Annotated in this window: 16 protein-coding genes; 5 read left to right on the top strand and 11 right to left on the bottom strand. The window is 49.1% G+C overall.

Going from position 1 to position 17,958, the window contains the following annotated elements; all coding sequences use genetic code 11:
* Positions 1-114: 114 nt before the first annotated feature.
* Positions 115-999 (top strand): N-acetylmuramoyl-L-alanine amidase family protein, encoded by an 885-nt coding sequence (locus tag GWC95_RS13915; RefSeq protein ID WP_161819331.1) that lies wholly within the window; start codon positions 115-117, stop codon positions 997-999.
* Positions 1,000-1,009: 10 nt separating this feature from the next.
* Here GWC95_RS13915 and GWC95_RS13910 read toward each other — a convergent pair whose 3' ends face one another.
* From GWC95_RS13910 to GWC95_RS13900, 3 genes are all read right to left on the bottom strand, one after another.
* Positions 1,010-1,303: a hypothetical protein gene (locus GWC95_RS13910; RefSeq protein ID WP_161819330.1), complete on the bottom strand. Its 294-nt coding sequence runs from the start codon at positions 1,301-1,303 to the stop codon at positions 1,010-1,012.
* Complete coding sequence (gene surE, locus GWC95_RS13905) at positions 1,303-2,100, bottom strand: 5'/3'-nucleotidase SurE (RefSeq protein WP_161819329.1); 798 nt, start codon at positions 2,098-2,100, stop codon at positions 1,303-1,305. Before surE ends, GWC95_RS13910 begins: the two co-directional genes overlap by 1 nt.
* A gap of 94 nt (positions 2,101-2,194) precedes the next feature.
* On the bottom strand, positions 2,195-3,820 hold the full coding sequence (locus tag GWC95_RS13900; protein WP_161819328.1) for a M14 family metallopeptidase: 1,626 nt from the start codon (positions 3,818-3,820) through the stop codon (positions 2,195-2,197).
* A 127-nt stretch (positions 3,821-3,947) separates the two neighbouring features.
* On the opposite strand from GWC95_RS13900, the gene GWC95_RS13895 reads away from it, so the two are divergent.
* Positions 3,948-4,700: a LexA family transcriptional regulator gene (locus GWC95_RS13895; protein ID WP_161819327.1), complete on the top strand. Its 753-nt coding sequence runs from the start codon at positions 3,948-3,950 to the stop codon at positions 4,698-4,700.
* Positions 4,701-4,941: 241 nt separating this feature from the next.
* Here GWC95_RS13895 and GWC95_RS13890 read toward each other — a convergent pair whose 3' ends face one another.
* The 7 genes from GWC95_RS13890 to guaA all read right to left on the bottom strand — a co-directional run bounded on the left by GWC95_RS13890 (position 4,942) and on the right by guaA (position 14,574).
* The gene (locus GWC95_RS13890) at positions 4,942-5,841 is read right to left on the bottom strand and encodes a histone deacetylase family protein (RefSeq protein ID WP_161819326.1); all 900 of its coding nucleotides are present in this window, start codon (positions 5,839-5,841) and stop codon (positions 4,942-4,944) included.
* Entirely contained in the window at positions 5,838-6,500 is a 663-nt protein-coding gene (gene pdeM / locus GWC95_RS13885; protein WP_161819325.1) for a ligase-associated DNA damage response endonuclease PdeM, read from the bottom strand. The genes GWC95_RS13890 and pdeM overlap by 4 nt, the downstream gene beginning before the upstream one ends.
* A 98-nt stretch (positions 6,501-6,598) precedes the next feature.
* On the bottom strand, positions 6,599-9,076 hold the full coding sequence (locus GWC95_RS13880; RefSeq protein ID WP_161819324.1) for a ligase-associated DNA damage response DEXH box helicase: 2,478 nt from the start codon (positions 9,074-9,076) through the stop codon (positions 6,599-6,601).
* Positions 9,073-10,686 carry an ATP-dependent DNA ligase gene (locus GWC95_RS13875; RefSeq protein ID WP_161819323.1) on the bottom strand — a complete coding sequence of 538 codons (1,614 nt, stop codon included), beginning with the start codon at positions 10,684-10,686 and terminating at the stop codon, positions 9,073-9,075. The genes GWC95_RS13880 and GWC95_RS13875 overlap by 4 nt, the downstream gene beginning before the upstream one ends.
* Positions 10,683-11,699: a ligase-associated DNA damage response exonuclease gene (locus tag GWC95_RS13870; protein ID WP_161819322.1), complete on the bottom strand. Its 1,017-nt coding sequence runs from the start codon at positions 11,697-11,699 to the stop codon at positions 10,683-10,685. Before GWC95_RS13870 ends, GWC95_RS13875 begins: the two co-directional genes overlap by 4 nt.
* Positions 11,700-11,750: 51 nt before the next feature.
* Entirely contained in the window at positions 11,751-12,908 is a 1,158-nt protein-coding gene (locus tag GWC95_RS13865) for an ABC transporter substrate-binding protein (RefSeq protein ID WP_161819321.1), read from the bottom strand.
* Between the two features lie 130 nt (positions 12,909-13,038).
* Entirely contained in the window at positions 13,039-14,574 is a 1,536-nt protein-coding gene (gene guaA / locus GWC95_RS13860; protein ID WP_161819320.1) for a glutamine-hydrolyzing GMP synthase, read from the bottom strand.
* Positions 14,575-14,668: 94 nt separating this feature from the next.
* Between guaA and GWC95_RS13855 the strand changes: the two genes are divergently transcribed.
* From GWC95_RS13855 to GWC95_RS13845, 3 genes are all read left to right on the top strand, one after another.
* Positions 14,669-15,385, top strand: coding sequence for a head GIN domain-containing protein (locus tag GWC95_RS13855; RefSeq protein ID WP_161819319.1), 717 nt, complete (start codon positions 14,669-14,671; stop codon positions 15,383-15,385).
* An 89-nt stretch (positions 15,386-15,474) separates the two neighbouring features.
* On the top strand, positions 15,475-16,155 hold the full coding sequence (locus GWC95_RS13850) for a response regulator transcription factor (protein ID WP_161819318.1): 681 nt from the start codon (positions 15,475-15,477) through the stop codon (positions 16,153-16,155).
* 12 nt (positions 16,156-16,167) lie between these two features.
* Entirely contained in the window at positions 16,168-17,544 is a 1,377-nt protein-coding gene (locus GWC95_RS13845; RefSeq protein WP_161819317.1) for a sensor histidine kinase, read from the top strand.
* A gap of 49 nt (positions 17,545-17,593) precedes the next feature.
* Here the strand turns inward: GWC95_RS13845 and rpsT are convergent, their stop codons facing one another.
* A complete protein-coding gene (gene rpsT, locus GWC95_RS13840) occupies positions 17,594-17,848 on the bottom strand; it encodes a 30S ribosomal protein S20 (RefSeq protein ID WP_161819316.1) in 255 nt (84 codons plus the stop codon).
* Positions 17,849-17,958: the final 110 nt, after the last annotated feature.

Genomic DNA, 17,958 nt, shown 5'->3' with positions numbered 1-17,958 from the left:
AACCCGCTTTCCCGTTTACAGTAAGTTAAAATGCATGTTCTGTATATGGAATATGCCTATTTTGATTTCTTATAGTCAATGGAAAATATGTACTGGAGGAAAATAATAGCTGTTTTGGTACTGTGTTCCGCAATGGCGGCATCGTATGGCCAAACCGGCACGACGGGGAAAAAACAGCCTTTGAAAAGGATCGTGATCGACCCCGGTCATGGAGGCCCTGCTTCCCAGGCTCGGTTGTTTTACGGGGCATCGGGAAAACATATGGAAGAAAAAGATGTGGCCCTTGCAACAGCGCTTAAACTGCGCGATGTATTGCAGCAGGAAATGCCCGACGTGGAGATCACCATGACGCGTACCACCGATGTATTTGACCACCCCACCGTAAAAGCCAAGAAAGCAAATGCCGCCAAAGGAGATCTTTTCATTTCATTGCATTGCAACGGCATGGACCCGGTAAGGCACAAAGAGATCACCGGCTATACCACCAAAACGGTAAAACGCAAAGGCAAGAAAATAAAAAAACAGATTCCTGAATACCGCACCTGGACAACCCCGCATCCTGCCAAAGGAACCGAAACGTATTTGTGGGGTGTTGGTAAAACAAAGGATAAGGAAGAGGCGCTATCGGAAAGCGGGTACATAGACAGTGCCATGATCGAGTTCAAAAAGAACGACAACCCGGCGATGAAAATGCTCAATGCCATGCGCACGAGCGAGTACGCGCAACGCAGCCGCAAACTGGCCGAAATGGTGGAAGAGGAATTTGTAAGATCGGGCCGCGAAAGCCGCGGTGCAAAACAGCGTGACGAAAAAGGCATCTGGGTGTTACAGGCCGTAGCCATGCCCGCCATACTGATCGAACTAGGTTTCTTATCCGATCCCGAAGAAGAGGAATTCATTACCAGCAGCGAAGGGCAGCAGAAAAATGCAGAGTCGATTGCAAAGGCCGTTAAACGGTACCGCACGTCTTTGGAAACGCAGGTGAACGGAACGAATTAAACCGGGTAAATTAAAAGAACCACCTGATCGCCAGCGCAGTGCCCCCATACACACAACTCGCAATAAAAATACCGATCGCAAGTTGATCTTTCCGCTTGTTAAGCGCCAGGGTAAAAACGAGCACATTCATCAGCAATGAAATACTGATGATGCCCGACAGCAGCGAGCGTTGCATCATCAGCACCTGCCAGAATTCTTTCAGCGTAAAAAGGCGGAAACGCATCAGGTAATAGATAAAAAAACCAAGGAACGGCGCAATTGCACCTATGATGAAGCCTGCTTTTTTGGTGTCTTGTATGCCCATCAGAATTTCCAGTTGGTTTCAAGTTTCTTCTTCAGCGCATAATGTGTGAGGTCGAACTGAACCGGCACCACGCTTACGTAGTTGTTTTTCAGCGCCCACACGTCGGTATCTTTCCCCTTGTCGAAATTTACAAAAGCGCCCGTGAGCCAGAAATACTGGCGGCCATGCGGGTCCTTCCTGCCATCAAACTCTTCCTCGTATTTCGCGTACGCCTGCCTGCAGATGCGGATCCCTTTGATGATCCCTTCCTCGCCTTTCGGAATGTTTACGTTGAGGCAAAGATGTTTGTCGAGCGATTTGCTTCCCAGCACATGCTCCACTAAAATGCGCGCATATTTTTTCGCCGCGGTAAAATCGGCCTCGATGCTAAGATCGAGCAGGCTGAACCCAATGCTCGGTATGCTTTCGATCGATGCTTCCAAGGCGGCAGACATCGTTCCCGAATAGATCACATTGATAGAATGATTGGCGCCATGGTTGATGCCGCTCAGGCAGATATCGGGTTTGCCTTTTAATACTTTGTCAACCGCCAGCTTCACACAATCAACCGGCGTACCGCTGCACGCATAGGTTTCAACGCCATCAAAAACACTTACTTTCTGTAAACGCAGCGGGTGGCCGATGGTTATGGCGTGGCCCATCCCGCTCTGCGGTTTATCGGGAGCCACTACAATGATCTTCCCCAATCCCTTTACCGATTCTACCAATGCACGTATGCCCGGCGCCGTAACGCCATCATCGTTGGTGATCAGGATCACCGGCTGTTTTTTCTTCGTACTCTTTTTTGCCTTAGCCATATTGTGCAAGATACGATTAAGAATTTTGGGAGATGTTAATGGGACGGAAATATTAGAGCGTGGCCCGCTCCCCGGTTTACGCACCTCTCACCACCTATTTCTTCTTCGGAGAATATTTGAACACCGGGAACTCCACCGCCTTGTTTTTTACATCGTTCTGGTCGAGGTAGGTGTCAAAGAAATTCCAGGTGAGCAAACCATCGTCGGATTGCGGCTCGAGCATGTAGAAGATAAGGTTGGCCAGCGGTTGGGCGAGGTCTATTTTATAATCGCCGGCATGCGCGGTGCGCGTGGCAGGACTGAATTTCCCTTCGGCGGATGCCATATAGTGCCCCTCAAATTTTCTTGCGCCGCGTGTGTATTTCTCTATCGTGAATACCTCGCCGCTGAGCTCCTCGTCTTTTTCGAGCTGGGTTACTTTTGCGCCTTGCCTTTTCAATTGCTCAGCAATAAGCGACATGGCGGCAGGAATGATGTAACCTCTCGGCACGGTGCTCTGCACGGTGTCTTTGAATTCGCCGTAATAGGTAATGCTGTCGTAGGTAACGATGTTTCCTTTTCTCAGCAACGATCTTGTTCCGTCTGCTTTGGTGAACGAGGTATAATCGTATGTTCTGAAGCCGTTGAGTTTTTTTGCAGTTGGCACCATTTTAAAACGAACGCCTTTTTTTGCCTTGCCGGCGTTGTCGATCACATTTTTAACCGCGGCCAGTTCGGCATCGTGGTTTATTTTGGCGATCTCTTTTCCGTGTTTGTTACAGTAATCAAGGATCTCGAAAACAAAAGTGTAGGTGCTGTAAATACGCTGGTAAAAACGTTCGTGCGAGAAGGCCTCGCTCAAAACAGCCATCCGGTTGCGCAGGCCAAACTGGTTAACGATGTAGCGCGGATGGTGGTTGTAAGTGTAGAAGTTTTTCAGGGGCCATCCTTCTCTTGTGTTGTAGTCGCCATAAGGGCTAAAAAACATCCCGTATTTTTCTTTCACTGTTTTGGTGATGAAGGGAAGCATCACGCCATTGGTATAATTGTAGGTAGATGGCTCGCCGGCATACTGATAGCTTGGCGCCCAGGTAAGGGAGTAGGCGTGCCAGGTACCGTTGGTGGTATGCAGGTCAACGCTCATCTGCGGATCCCATGCTGTGATGATGTTCTGTATCATACCCTGCGATTCGGGTGTTTCCATTTTTATGCCGTCGCGGTTGAGGTCGAGTCCCTGCCCGTTTTCGCGCTCACCTGTTTCCAGCGGGCTGTTCTCCTGCGATGGGCGCAGGCCTTTTGCCATCTTATCGTTCCCGTCGGTATTGTAAATGGGAACGATGAGGATCACCTGGTTATCGAGCAGGTGGCTTTTTTTGCCGAGCAGGATATCGCGCATCATCATCATCATCGCCTCCTTGCCCTCCACTTCGCCGCCATGTATATTGGCCTGGATATAAGTAACGAATTTACCTTTTGCTTCTGCGGGTGTGCTGATCCCGGTTCTGGAAAGAATCACCAGCGGAATGTCTTTGCCACCGGTGCTTTTGCCTATGCTGGTAATTTTGATGTTGTTGCTTTTTGTTTTGATCGCGTTCAGAAAACTGATCACATCGGCGTGGGTCGATGTTTTCTCGTAGTTCGATCGCTCGGGTGTAAGTACCAGGTCGTCGGTCCACGATTGAGCGGTCTGTGCAAAAGCGATGCTGTTGATCATTAAAAAAGTAAGAAGGGCTTTTCTCATGTGCAGGTATGGTTTGGGCAAGGAAATTACGGCAAATGGCCAAGTTAGCGCCGCCTCGGCCCCCTGTAAAAAAAATATTTTGCCATTAACTAAAAATATTAGTAAATTTGAACTAAATGAATTAGCTATGTCAAACGCCGGAAAAAATTTACGTTACCTGCGCAAGTTGCGTGGCTGGACGCAGGAGGAATTTGCCAACAAACTCAAGATCAAAAGATCGCTTGTAGGAGCGTACGAGGAAGAGCGTGCGGAGCCCAGGCTCGAGGTGATGGAGCAGATCTGCAACACGTTTAAATTGAGTCTTGAAGATTTTCTCTTCAAGGATCTTTCTGCGCCCAAGGCCCTCAGCTACCTCGAGAAGCGCCGCCAGTTGAAAATGACGGCCGATGTTGCGGAGGTGCGGTTCGTGCCTGTCAAGGCGGCTGCGGGTTATCTGGCGGGTTACGGTGATCCGGAGTTTATCGATGAGCTGAATACATTTACCTTACCCATGCTCGGCCCGGGCCAGTACAGGGCATTTGAGATTGTGGGCGACAGTATGTTGCCAACACCGAGCGGCAGTGTTATTGTGGGTGAGAAAGTGGATGATCTGGAGGATGTGAAGAACAGCAATACCTATGTTGTGCTTTCGAAGAACGAAGGCGTTGTTTATAAACGCATCATCCGCAACAACCGTGTAAAGAACAAGATCACTTTGTTAAGCGATAATCCGCAATACGAGCCATACAATGTAAGTGCCGAAGATGTGCTCGAGGTCTGGAAGGCGGTTTACATTATGCAAAAAGCCAACACCGCACCGAGATGGGATGTGAACCAGCTGGCAGGTATGGTCAATAACCTGCAGGAACAGGTTTCGACGCTGAAGAAGAAGATGAATTAACGCGGTTGCTGAGCGAGCGTGACCATGTGTTGTGTAAAGGCATAGGATGGTGTGATGCGTGGCGCCGGCAGAACTTTCATCTAAGGCAGCCGTTCCGGAGGAGACGAGCGATCAATTGGTTGAAGGTCCGTTGATCAATGCACGGTATCGATATACATTTCTTGCCATGCGGAACGCGTTGCAAAATGTGCGGCATCAATATACATAGCTTGCTACGCGGAACGGATTGCAATGCACAGCATCAATATACATCCCTTGCCACGCGGAACGTGTTGCAATGTGCTTCCACGATGATCCTGGTATCGGCTGAATAGCCGCCGCCCATCGCAACGGTTACCGGGATATTGTTTTGTTTGAGTTGATGGAACACAAATGCATCACGGCTCCTGCAATCGGCTATACTCAATTTCAGTTTCCCGAACTTATCCGTGTCGAGCACATCAACACCGGATAAATAGAATGCGAAACCCGGTTTTACTTGTTCGATCAGTGCCGGCAAATGTTCGTGCAGCAATTGCAGGTAGGTTGGGCCATCGGTTCCGTCTTTCAACCCGATATCAAGATCAGAGCGTTCTTTGTGGAAAGGGTAATTGTGCGCCCCGTGCATGCTGAAAGTAAAAACCGACGGGTTGTTCTCAAAGAGCTTTGCCGTTCCGTTTCCCTGGTGAACATCCAGGTCGATGATCAATATTTTTTCCGCCGGATCTTGCTGCAGTAAATGATTTGCCGCAACAGCCATATCGTTCAACAAACAGAATCCTTCTCCATGGTCGGCAAATGCGTGGTGCGTTCCGCCGGCAATATTCAGTGCCACCCCGTTTTGTTTTGCATGTGCGCAGCAATCGATCGTTCCCTGTGTAATAACGAGTTCCCTTTTTGTTAATGCGGGCGATTGCGGGAAGCCGATCTTTCTTTGCTCGGATGGCGTAAGCGTTTGCTGGATAAGCTTATCGAAATAGGGTTTATCGTGCGTTAACAACACCACTTCTTCTTCGCAGGGCGCGGGTGAGAACAATTGTTCTTTTGTGATGGTTCCCTCGTGCAGCAATTGCCCGGGGATAAGATCGTATTTCAACATCGGGAAACGATGTCCTTCGGGCAGGGGATGCGCATAAACAGGGTCGAAGGCTATCTTTATCATTTGATCTTTACCAATACATCGTTCACAATCGCATACACCGTTTCTTCCTTTGTTTTTTTGATCATCGCAAGACCACTGAATTTACTGAATGCAGGAAGGATCGCCTGTGTATCCGAAAAATAATAACATGGGAAACGCAGGCTCTGCTTCGCCGATCCATACAGGCTGATGCCGGGATGCAGGTGGCCCGAAAAAATAAAACCACCCGGCAGCATTGCTTCCGGCACCTCTTCTGGATCGTGCACGAACGAAAAATTACCGATCGAATAAATCCCTTCTTTTACCTGGATCGATGCATTGTTGTACCACTCCTGGTTCAGGATATCGTGGTTGCCCCTTACCAATATAAATTCCAGTTCAGGCAGGTCGCGCCGCCATTTCAGGAACAGGTCCATCTCCTTGTTCGCCCTGCTGTGAAACAGGTCGCCCACTGCAATCACTTTCCTTGCGCGGAAATGAATGAGCTGCTCCACCAGGCGTTGCAGGTCCTCGATAAAAACAGCCTGTGGCACCGCTATGCCATGCTTCCTGAAATGACCGGTCTTGCCTAAGTGCAGGTCCGATAAAATCAGCGTTTCCTCTTCTTCCCAGAAAATACATTTGCAGGGAGAGAGCCAGAAATTGTTGTTGTGAATGATGTGGCGGACAGGTGCGTTCATGCGGCTGCAAATGTAAGAAATAGCAGCGCGCACCGGGCCGGGTTAAACAGATTTTGAGAGATCTTTTATCTTCCTGTTTACCATGCGGCTCCCGGTGTTTACGACTCCGCCAACAATGCCTGCATTTTCTTTACACGGTCTTCAAGTCGCTCTGAAGAAAGGTTGATCCTGCTCAATCCATCTACTACGATAGGAAACGACAACGGGGTAAGGTGTTTTGGAAAGGTGACAACAATATTGCTGTTCGAAATACGGTTGAGCGCGTTGCGCAGCCGCTGTTCATCCATCTGCTGCACCAGTACTTCGTGGTAGGCCTGCCGCAAAAGAATGTTTTTCGGATCGTACTCTTCGAACACTTTGAACAGGAGCGAGGCAGACGATTGCAGGTGCCTTGCTTTTTTTTGTTCTCCCGGCATGCCCTGGAAGATAAGCCCCCCGATCACCGCGATATCCCTGAATTTGCGCCGTGCCATTTCGGTGCTGTTCATGCTGCGTTGTATATCGGCCAGTAAATTATCTGTGGTGAACAGTTCGCGCGCATTGGAATCGTCGACCGGGATGGGCTGGTCGCTCAGTAATTCAAAACCATAATCGCTCATTGATATTGAAAACGTGATCGGCGTTAACTGGCTGATGCGGTACGCTAGTATGGCGCTCATGGCCTCGTGCACCTGTCTTCCCTCGAATGGATATACCAGTAAATGATAGCCGTCCTTACCCTCTATCTGTTCGATCAGCAATTCGTTGCCGCGCGGGATGTGCGAAAGATCCTGCTGCACTTGAAACAGCGGGTGCAGGCTTTTGAGTTCTATTTCTTTTTCATCCACCAATACTTTGTTGAATGTTTCGCGGAGAATACGCCCGAGGTTGGCTGTCAAACTCATGCGGCCGCCCATCCACGCGGGCACGATGCTTTTTTTTGAATTGGATTTGCGCACCAGCACCGACATGTCTTTTATCATTACGAGTTCCAGGTTTTTTCCTGCGAGTGTGAATACATCGCCTGGCTCGAGCCTGCTGATGAAATATTCCTCGATCACACCCACATAACCGCCGCCCATGAATTTTACTTTCAGCATCGCGTCGCTCACAATGGTGCCTATGTGCATGCGGTGGCGCATGGCAATGCGCCGGCTTTTGATATGGTATACACCATTTTCCAATTCCACTTTTTTGTATTCATCGTATTGCTGCAGCGCCTTGCCGCCTTCGGTGAGGTGGTGGAGTATTTCGTTCCACTCGTCGCGCGTCATTTCTGAAAAACAGAAAGTGCTTTTGATCTCATCAAACATTTCATCCGAGCGGAAGCCGTCGCTGATGGCGAGTGTACACAGGAACTGCAGGAGCACATCAAAACACAAGACCATGGGTTGCCTGCTTTCGATGGCGGTTTCCCTGATGGCCTGTTTCAACGCAGCCACTTCAAGCAGCTCGAGTGAGTGTGTGGGAAGAAAATAGATCTTGCTGATCTCGCCGGGTCTGTGCCCGCTCCTTCCTGCCCGTTGCAGGAAACGGGCAACGCCCTTGGGAGAACCTACCTGCACAACGGTATCCACCGGCCTGAAATCAACGCCGAGGTCGAGGCTCGAGGTGCATACAACGGCTTTCAGCCTTTCTGTATGCAGGTTGTCTTCCACCCACAAACGCAATTCCTGTTCAATACTTCCGTGGTGCAGTGCGATGGCGCCGGCAAACTGCGGGGCAATGTCGAGCAGGGTCTGGTACCAGCGTTCACTCATGCCTCTTGTGTTGATGAAGATGAGCGTGGTCCTGCTCTTTTCAATGATCGGGATGAGTTTTTCTGCGAGCCTGATACCCAGGTGCCCGGCCCATGGGTATTTCTCGATCTCATCGGGTATGATGGATTCTACTTTTATTTTTTTATCGATGTTCGCGCGAACGATCACGCCTTCTTTCTTCACCGGTGCAAGCAATACCTCTTTTGCTTCGTCGAGATTACCTATTGTTGCACTGATGCCCCAAACAGAGGGCCGGTCGTTTTCCGTGGCAGGTTGCACGCAATTCACGAGCCTGCATACGGCCAGTTCTACCTGCACGCCGCGTTTGCTGCCGATGAGTTCGTGCCATTCATCGATTGCAATGGTTTTGAGTGATTGAAACACTGTGGGATAATCTTTCTGTGCGAGCAGCAGGTGTAAACTCTCCGGCGTTATGATCAGTACCTCCGGCATATTTCTTTTTTGCCGCTGGCGCTCCGCGGTATCCGTATCACCGTTCCGGATGGCCACGCGCCACTGCATGCCCAACTCGGCAATGGCCTCCTCCATTGCACGGCCGATGTCTTTCGCCAGCGCGCGCAGCGGTGTAACCCAGAGTAATTGCAGCCCGTTGTTTTTTTTGCCGATAAAATCATCGGGATGATCGTTGATAAAGCGGATGAGCGCTCCAAGAAAAACAGAATAGGTTTTACCACAACCCGTAGGCGCATTCACCAAACCGTTTTCGCGGTTGATGATGTGTTGCCATGCTTCTTCCTGGAACCTGAACGGTTTGAAATTTTTATGGGCGAGCCATTGCGAAATAATTTTGTATCCTTTGGTTGACTTTAATTTCATTTGCCGTAGGTCGTAAGTAGTTTTTTCAGGTCGTCCAGGGTATTGATCTCATCCGCTTTCTTATCTTTCCGCCACCGGCTGATCCTCGGAAACCGAAGCGCCACGCCGCTTTTGTGCCTGTTGGAAGCCGCAATTCCCTCGAACGCAATTTCGAAAACAAGTTCGGGTTTTACGGTTCTTACGGGGCCAAATTTTTCGATCGAATGTTTTTTAACAAAATCATCTACCTGTGCAAACTCTTTGTCGGTAAGACCTGAATACGCTTTGGTAAAAGTTACCAGTTTATCTCCATCTTTTACGGCAAAAGTATAGTCGGTGTATAAATTACTTCTTCGCCCGTGGCCCTTTTGTGCATAGATCATCACCGCATCAATGGTAAGCGGGTCGATCTTCCATTTCCACCAATCCCCGGTTTTGCGGCCCACCTGGTAAATGGAACTTTTTCTTTTCAGCATCAATCCCTCGGCGCCGTTGTTGCGCGATTGCGACCTTGTATCCGCAAGATCGCCCCACGAAGAGAATGGGATCACCGGCGACAACATTACCGGAACAGCCGATGCATCGTCTGCTTTGTCAAAAATATCTTTTACAACGCGTTCGAGTTTGTTCCTTCTTTCCTGCATAGGCTCGTTGCGTATGTCAATTCCTTCGTATTCCAGTATATCGTATACAAAGAAGGAGATGGGCGCTTCCTGTAATTGTTTTTTTGAAACATTTTTTCTGCCGATGCGTGTCTGCATCAGTGCAAAGGGCAGCGGCGCACCGAGTTTTGCGGGAATGATCTCGCCGTCGAGCACCGTTCCATCGGCGAGCAGGCGCGCCAGGATCTCGTATTCGGGAAATTTTTCCGTCATCAGTTCTTCGCCACGGCTCCATACAAAGAGTTCATTGTTTCGTTTGATGATCTGCCCGCGGATGCCATCCCATTTCCACTCTGCCTGCCATTCTTCTGTTGGCCCCAGTTCGGCGGGATCGCCTTCCAATGCATAGGCAAGGTAAAAGGGATAGGGTTTTGAATGATCGATGGCGCCGCTGTCTGCATGCAGCAACCCGCTGAACGTAACAAGCGCCGGATCCCAATTGCCGCTGATGCGGTGGGCGATCACCGATGCGTCGAGTGAAACGGTTTTTGCCAGCGCGTTCACCATTACCTTCTGCGAAACGCCGATCCGGAACCCGCCGGTGATGAGTTTGTTGAACACGAATCTTTCTTCCATCGTCATCGACATCCAGCTGCTGGTGATGAACGCTTTTTTCTCGCTCTCACCTGCTTTTGAAAGTTGTATGAGTTGACCGATGTAGTAAGAGAGCGTGAAACTTTGTGTGGCTGTGGGTTCGGGCAGAAGCAGGGCAATCGTTTCACCCAGGTCGCCAACCGTATGGTAAGATTCTTCGAACAGCCACAAAGGAAGGCCCACCAGTTCTGCGCACCAGGTTACGAGTTGTGTTGAATTAACGGTTCTTTTTGGCCTGCGCCCGCTGAAGATGGCGATCACCCATACCTTGTCCTCATCAGCCGCAGTAGCAAAATAATCAGACAGCGCTTCCAGTTTGTCGTTTGTTTTTGTGGAAGTGCCCAAAACATTTACCAGTGCAGCAAACTGTTTCATGCCGTTTCATTTAGGGTTGATGGTTCATCGCCTTCGTCGTTTCCGTATTCTGTTTTTACTTCGGCTGCAGCTGTTCCATTCTCGTTCAGGTAGCGGCTGAGCGCGGCCTGGAAGCCGTGTGTTACAAAAACTTTTTCCGCACCCGTTGCTTTGATTGCCGATAAAAGACCGGGCCAATCGGCATGGTCGCTCAATGCAAAGCCCGCATCCACATTTTTCCGGCGCACATTTCCACGCACCTGCATCCATCCGCTGCAAACGCCAACTTCGTAAGGGGAGAACCGTTTCATCCAGGGTGTGTCTTCTGCACTCGGCGGCGCAATCACCACGTTGCCTTTGAAGGCCTCTTTGGGCATATAGGGTGTTACCCTTGTAACGTTTGGCAACTGCATGCCGGTTTGCAGCAATACCTGGTGCACGTTCCATACTGCGCCGTGTACAAATATTTTATCTGTTACTGCTGCGATCGCCTTTAAAACACGCTGCGCTTTTCCCAGGCTGTAAGCAATCACAACGCTTGTTTTTCCAACGGATTGGTTTTCCATGATCCACTGCTGTATTCCGGAAAAGATCTCCTGCTGCGGTTTCCAGTTGTAGATGGGCAATCCAAAAGTTGATTCTGTGATGAAGGTGTTGCACCTGACCGGTTCAAATGCACCACTGATACCATCGTTTTCCGTTTTGTAATCGCCGCTTACCACCCAGACCTCTCCTTTGTGTTCTATTCTTATTTGTGAGGAGCCGATGATGTGTCCTGCAGGGTGCAACGAAACTTTTACATCGTTTACCGCCCGCGTGTCACCCCATTCCATGCTTTCGAAGGGATGTTCCCCGAGCCGCAACTGCAGCAGGGGCTTTGTAAGGTGATGGCACAGGTAGGAACCCGACCCCGCCCGTGCATGATCGCTGTGCGCATGTGTGATAACGGCGCGCGGAACGGGCCGCCAGGGATCGATGTAAAAATCGCCGGGCGGACAGTAAAGGCCCTTGTCTGTGAATTCTATCAATGGCATCCAGGGACTGCTTAAAAGTTTATGCCATAGGTTAAGTACTTCGCATCTGTTTTAGTTGATGGTTCGTACCGCGCCGTCTTTTTTCCTGATGAAGTAGAGCTTTTTGTTTTCGAGATAATCTGTAACGGCGGGGTCGGTGGAAGATTTTACGGCCTGTATATCAAATTCGTTAAACAGTTTGAATTCTTTGTCTGAAAGGTGCGCCGGTAAAGCGTTGCCATATTTCAACAGCAGTTTTGTAAAATGATACATCGATTCAAAGCCCTTGAACACCATATCCGTGGCGCGGCCCGCGTATTTGCTTTTGTATTTTTCTGCGAGCAGGATACCCTGTTTTTCGGTTCTTGGGAAATGATAGGGTGTTGAGTAAACCACTTCCAGGTTCTTGCTCATGTCGCGAACGCCGTCCCATGTGGGCATCCCGATGGCCAGTACCCGGTAGCTTTGGCTGCTGCTGAGTGCTTTTGTGAGGGAAGAACCAAAGGCTTCGTTTAACGATCCGCAAACAACGATGTTCTGTCGGTTGCTGTCAAGATTAGCCAACACGTCGTTCTCGGAAAAATTTTCTGAAAGCGTTACCGATCTCAGCTTCAGCTGCGGGCCGGCTGCTTTTTTTTGCTGTGCCGTAAAAAGGGTTTCGATCTGGTCCTCCGCCTCTCCCGATTTGCGGAACCAGGTGATGGTTTGTGTGGGATACGACCGTTTCACATATTTATACAGTCCCTCGATATGCGCAGTAAGGGTGGGGTTCAGGAGGACCAAAAAAGGGTTTGCAGACACACCGCCATCGTTCGGGTAAGTGGCGGAGAGCAGCAGTATCTTTTTGGAAAGGGCAAAGTCTGCAACGGGCCTGATCTCCTCTTTGTTGCTGAACGATGCGATGATCAATGCAACATCCTGCATGGATGTATCTGACAGTTGCTGCGCGAGGCCGGTTTCGGATTTGGTATCGTAAAACAAAACTTCTACCTGCGCCTTTTCCTTGTTGAGCGAATCGATCGCAAGCATTACGCCGTCGTAAAAATCGAGGCCCGGCAAAATATAACGGGGGAGGGTAGCGGTCTTGCTTAATTTATAGTCATTGCCCGCAAAAACAGAATCGAGGTAAACCGGCGCAAACACGGCCACTTTCATGGGCCTTGCCACTGCGGTTTGTGCATGCACACAAACGGCGCTCAACAAAAACAATATGGCAAACAGGAACCTCATCTTAATTGGCAATTGATAATTAGCAATTAATAATTGTGTGTTGATCAATGATGGACCCGCTCCACCTGTTCAGGCGAAACGGGCAATGGAATGATTACGAATGCTTAATTACCAGGTACCAATAAAAAAATTATTCCCACTCTATGGTAGCCGGCGGTTTACTGCTGATGTCGTACACCACGCGGTTGATCCCTCTCACATTGTTGATGATCTCGTTGGAAATATAGGCCAGGAAATCGTAAGGCAGGTGTGCCCAGTCTGCCGTCATACCATCTACCGATGTTACTGCGCGCAGCGCCACGGTAAATTCGTAGGTTCTTTCATCGCCCATTACGCCAACACTTTTCACGGGCAACAGGATGGTTCCCGCCTGCCAAACGGATGTGTACAGCCCATGGTCCTTTAATCCTTTGATATAGATCTCATCTGCAGCCTGCAGCAGTTTTACTTTTTCTTCCGTTACTTCTCCCAGGATCCTGATGGCAAGACCGGGGCCGGGAAAAGGGTGGCGGTTGATCATGTCTGCAGGAATGCCCAGTTCCAGTCCTACTTTACGCACCTCATCCTTGAACAGGAAACGCAGCGGTTCTACCAGTTCAAGGTGCATGATATCGGGCAGGCCGCCTACGTTGTGGTGCGATTTAATGGTTTGCGAGGGACCGTGTACGCTTACGCTTTCAATTACATCGGGGTAGATCGTTCCCTGGCCCAGGAACTTTACGCCCTGTACTTTTTTTGATTCTTCGTGGAATACGTCGATGAATAATTTCCCGATCACTTTTCTTTTCTGCTCCGGGTCTGTTTTTCCCTTGAACTGGTCGTAAAACATCTGCTTTGCATCGATGCCCGTTACATTGAGGCCGATGGCATCGTATGTTTTCAGCACCTGTTCAAACTCATCTTTGCGAAGCACGCCGTTGTCTACAAAAATACCATGGAGCCTGTCGCCGATCGCTTTGCTGATCAGCGTTGCTGCCACTGTGCTGTCAACACCGCCGCTCAACGCCATGATCACGTGGCTGTCGCCGATCTGCTCTTTCAGCCTGGCAACGGTTTCATTCACAAAAGAAGCGGGTGTCCAGTCCTGTTTGCAACCGCAGATGTCGATAAGGAAATTGTTGAGCACTTTTTTTCCTTCGATCGAATGATATACTTCCGGGTGAAACTGTATTCCGTAAAGTGGTTTTTCCGGGCCGCCTGTTTTTTTGAAACCGGCAACGGGAATGCTTTCTGTAGTGGCAAGTATCTCGAAGCCTTCTGGCAACGCGGTGATCGAGTCGCTGTGGCTCATCCATACCTGCGATTCTTCTGCAACATTTTTAAACAGTACATCCTTTTTCCCGATATGCATTTTTGCGCGGCCGTATTCTCTTTTGTTCGACTTGTCTACCCGCCCGCCAAAATTCTTTGCCGTTAACTGCGCCCCGTAGCAAACACCAAGTACAGGAACTTTTTGTATGAAAGAGGCGATGTCTACCGAAGGCGCATTTTCTTCATTTACGCTGAACGGCGAGCCGCTCAGTATGATGCCTTTCAACCCTGGATCTATCTCGAAAGATTTCTGGAAAGGAATGATCTCGCAAAATACATTCGCCTCGCGAACGGCGCGGGCAATGAGCTGTGTGAACTGGCTCCCGAAATCAAGGATGAGTATTTTTTCTGTCATGCCAGCGAAGGTAACTCAAAATTTCATGGCCTAAAAACCGCCGGCCGAAGAAACCACACAATCTTTTCATTAACTTTCGGGTCAAAGCACACCTATGAAAAAAACAACTCTTTTCCTGGCACTGGTAATGGTACTGGGATTAACCGCCTGCCGCTGGAAACGGGTTACAGGCAGCGGCGTGATCGTTTCAAAAGACATCTCCGTTCGCCATGCAGACCGCATCCGCCTTTCGGGAAGTGTAGACGTATACATTACCCAGGGGCCCACTGTTTCTGTCAAGATCGAGGGCGACGATAACATCCTCCCGTTGATCAAAATAGAAGAAAACGAAGGTGCGTTGAATATCAAACAAAAAGACCATGTGAGTTTTTCAACCGAAAACCCTGTCAAGGTTTACATTACCACCGATAAACTGAATTCTGTGCGGGTAAGCGGCAGCGGTGATGTATTCGGGAAGAGCAGGTTCACCGGCAGCGAGAAGATCACAACCGCTATCAGCGGCTCTGGCAACATAACGCTTGAGCTCAATGCGCCAGAAGTGGAGTCGGAGATCACCGGCAGCGGGTCGATCAGTTTGGCGGGCGAAACGGCCAGCCAGAAAGTAAAGATCACCGGCAGCGGCGATTTCAATGGCAGCGAACTCAAATCGGAAAATGCAAACGTGCGCATAACGGGATCGGGAGACGTAAAGGTTTTTGCAGATGCAAAGCTCGATATCCACATCACCGGCGGCGGCAGTATCTATTACAAAGGAAACGCCGTGATCACCCAGAAAGTAACAGGGTCGGGCGACATAAGAAAAATGGAATAGCAATAACTACCCATTAACAATTAGAAATTAGTAATCGGTAACCGATAATTATTAATTACTAATTACTAATTATTAATTAAATTGATGTCATGAGTTCAACACACAAAATACTATTGGTAGAAGACGAAGTAAAACTGGGCAAGATCATCTGCGATGAGCTTAGAAGCAACGGCTACCAGACTGACCTGGCCGTAGACGGGCTTGAAGCGTCGAAATTGTTCAGTGAGAATACCTATGCGCTGGTGTTGCTCGACATCAATCTTCCTTATAAAAATGGTTATGTTTTGTGCCGTGAGTTCAGGGATCAGAACAAGAGCATCCCGATTATCATGTTGAGTGCAGCAGGGGAGATCCATGACAAGGTGGAGGCATTCAACATTGGCGCAGACGATTACATCGTAAAACCGTTCCATTTTGTGGAACTGTTTGCGCGCGTAAAAGTTTTCCTGAAAAGATCCGACCTGCCCACCGCATCGGATACGATCGTAGTGGAGGACATGGAGATCAACTTCCTGAACAAGACCGTTACCAGGGGCGGCGTCAACATCAATCTTACTGCAAAAGAGTTTACCCTGCTCGTACTGCTCGCGCGTAACAAAGACCGCGTTATATCGAAACAGGAGATCCTGGAGAAGGTGTGGGACCTGAGTTTTGACACCGGGACCAATACCATCGAAGTTTACATCAGCTTCCTGCGCAACAAGATCGATAAACCGTTTGCGCAGAAACTCATCCACACCAAACCGGGCTTTGGCTACTACATCAAATAAACCCGCCCTGCGATGAACCTGAAACTTCGCTTTGCGCTGTTGTTCACTTTTTTTGTGGCGGTCATTCTTTTGATTTCCTGTATCACTATTTACATATTGTTCTACAACGCGCGTTACGACGATTATTACCGCCGTGCCGTGAAAGAGGGAAACGATATGTATAATATTTTCATGGATGTAAAGAAAAAGGACGAAGCATCAACCTACCGGCTCATCAAGGAGATACACGACAAGGCGCTTTTCAATGAGCGGTTGTACATCATCGATTCTGCCGGGGCGGTCATCTTCCGGTTCCCGGATACCATGCATATTCCACCGCTTCCACTTTCACTGGCAGAACTGCGTACTGCAAAAGAATTCAGGAGCATGAACCCGGTTAACAAAGACGAAAGCGTGGCGCTTTACATGGAGAATACGGGGTCGTATGTTTTTGTTACGGGTTACGACCGGCAGGGGTTTCTTAAACTGAAGAACCTGCGGTTGATCCTTGTGTTCGTATTCTTTGCCGCGCTGGTCTTATCCGCATTCGTTTCCTTTCTTTTTGTGCGCGAGGCGGTAAGGCCCCTGAAAGAGCTGGCGCTGCAGATGCAGAAAACGAATGTGCAGAACCTGACAGAGCGGGTAGACGAATCTACGGTGAAAGACGAGATCAACGAGATCGCCAGAAACTTCAACGGCATGCTCGAACGGCTGAGCAAGGCATTCGAGTTCCAGAAAAATTTTGTGTTCCATGCCTCCCACGAATTGCGTACGCCATTGGCAACGATGTTATCGCTCACAGAGTCTGCATTGAACCGAAACATGACGGAAGCGGAATACAAACAAACATTATCGTCTTTGAAAGAAGAACAGCAGGAGCTGATCGAACTCACCAATTCGCTGTTGCTGATCTCGCAGTTTGAACAGATGGGTTACGTGGAAGACTGGCCGCTGCTGCGCATCGATGAGGTGATCTACGAAACGGTGAGCAGCTCCAAAAAGATCTTTGGAGACCTGGACGTGAACATTACTTTCGCGGCAGTGCCGGAGGAGGATGATGATTTTGTGGTGAGGGGAAATGAATCGATCTTGAAATCGGCCTTCTCCAATCTCATCAAAAATGCCTACATCTATTCGGTAGACCACAAGGTGAACATTACACTGGATGCCGACGGCAAAACAATTTTTGTTCACCTCGACAATGCGGGAACGCAGTTGCCTGCCGATGAGAAGGAGAGCATCATGGTGCCGTTTTTCCGTGGAGGAAACGCGTTGAAAACGAAGGGCTATGGATTAGGGCTTTCGATGGTGTACCGTTTTATCGCCATCCACAAGGGCACGGTAACCTATACGCCCATTGCCAATGATGTGAACCGCTTTACGGTTACGCTCAATAAAGCAGGTGCATAAAAAAACCATCCGCCGTAAGGGGATGGTCGTTCAATATCCTATCCGAAGATTAAGCGAGGGTGGTCGCTTTCTTGGTGAGTTTGCTTTTCAGGTTGGCAGCTTTGTTCTTATGGATGATGCCACGTTTTGCCAGTTTATCGATCATAGAAACCACCTCGGGCAATTGCTCCTCGTAGCCTTTTTTATCTGAAGTAGCTTTCATATCGCGGATAGCGTTACGGGTAGTTTTACCATAGTAACGGTTACGGTCGCGACGCTTGGTAGCTTGTCTCACATCTTTCTTGGTAGCTGAATGGTTTGCCATTTATTCTAATTTTTCAGGACGGCAAAGGTAAGGGGAAATGCTGGAAATGGAAAAGAAAAACGCAAAAAAATCTTTTTCCTGCCGGAAATAGGTGGCAAGATAGCGGGAAC

Origin of the sequence: Sediminibacterium roseum (assembly GCF_009939005.1) — a bacterium.
Classification (GTDB): Bacteria; Bacteroidota; Bacteroidia; order Chitinophagales; family Chitinophagaceae; genus Sediminibacterium; species Sediminibacterium roseum.
Note: the sequence above shows the minus strand (reverse complement) of the source record. Positions and strands in the feature narration are given on the sequence as shown.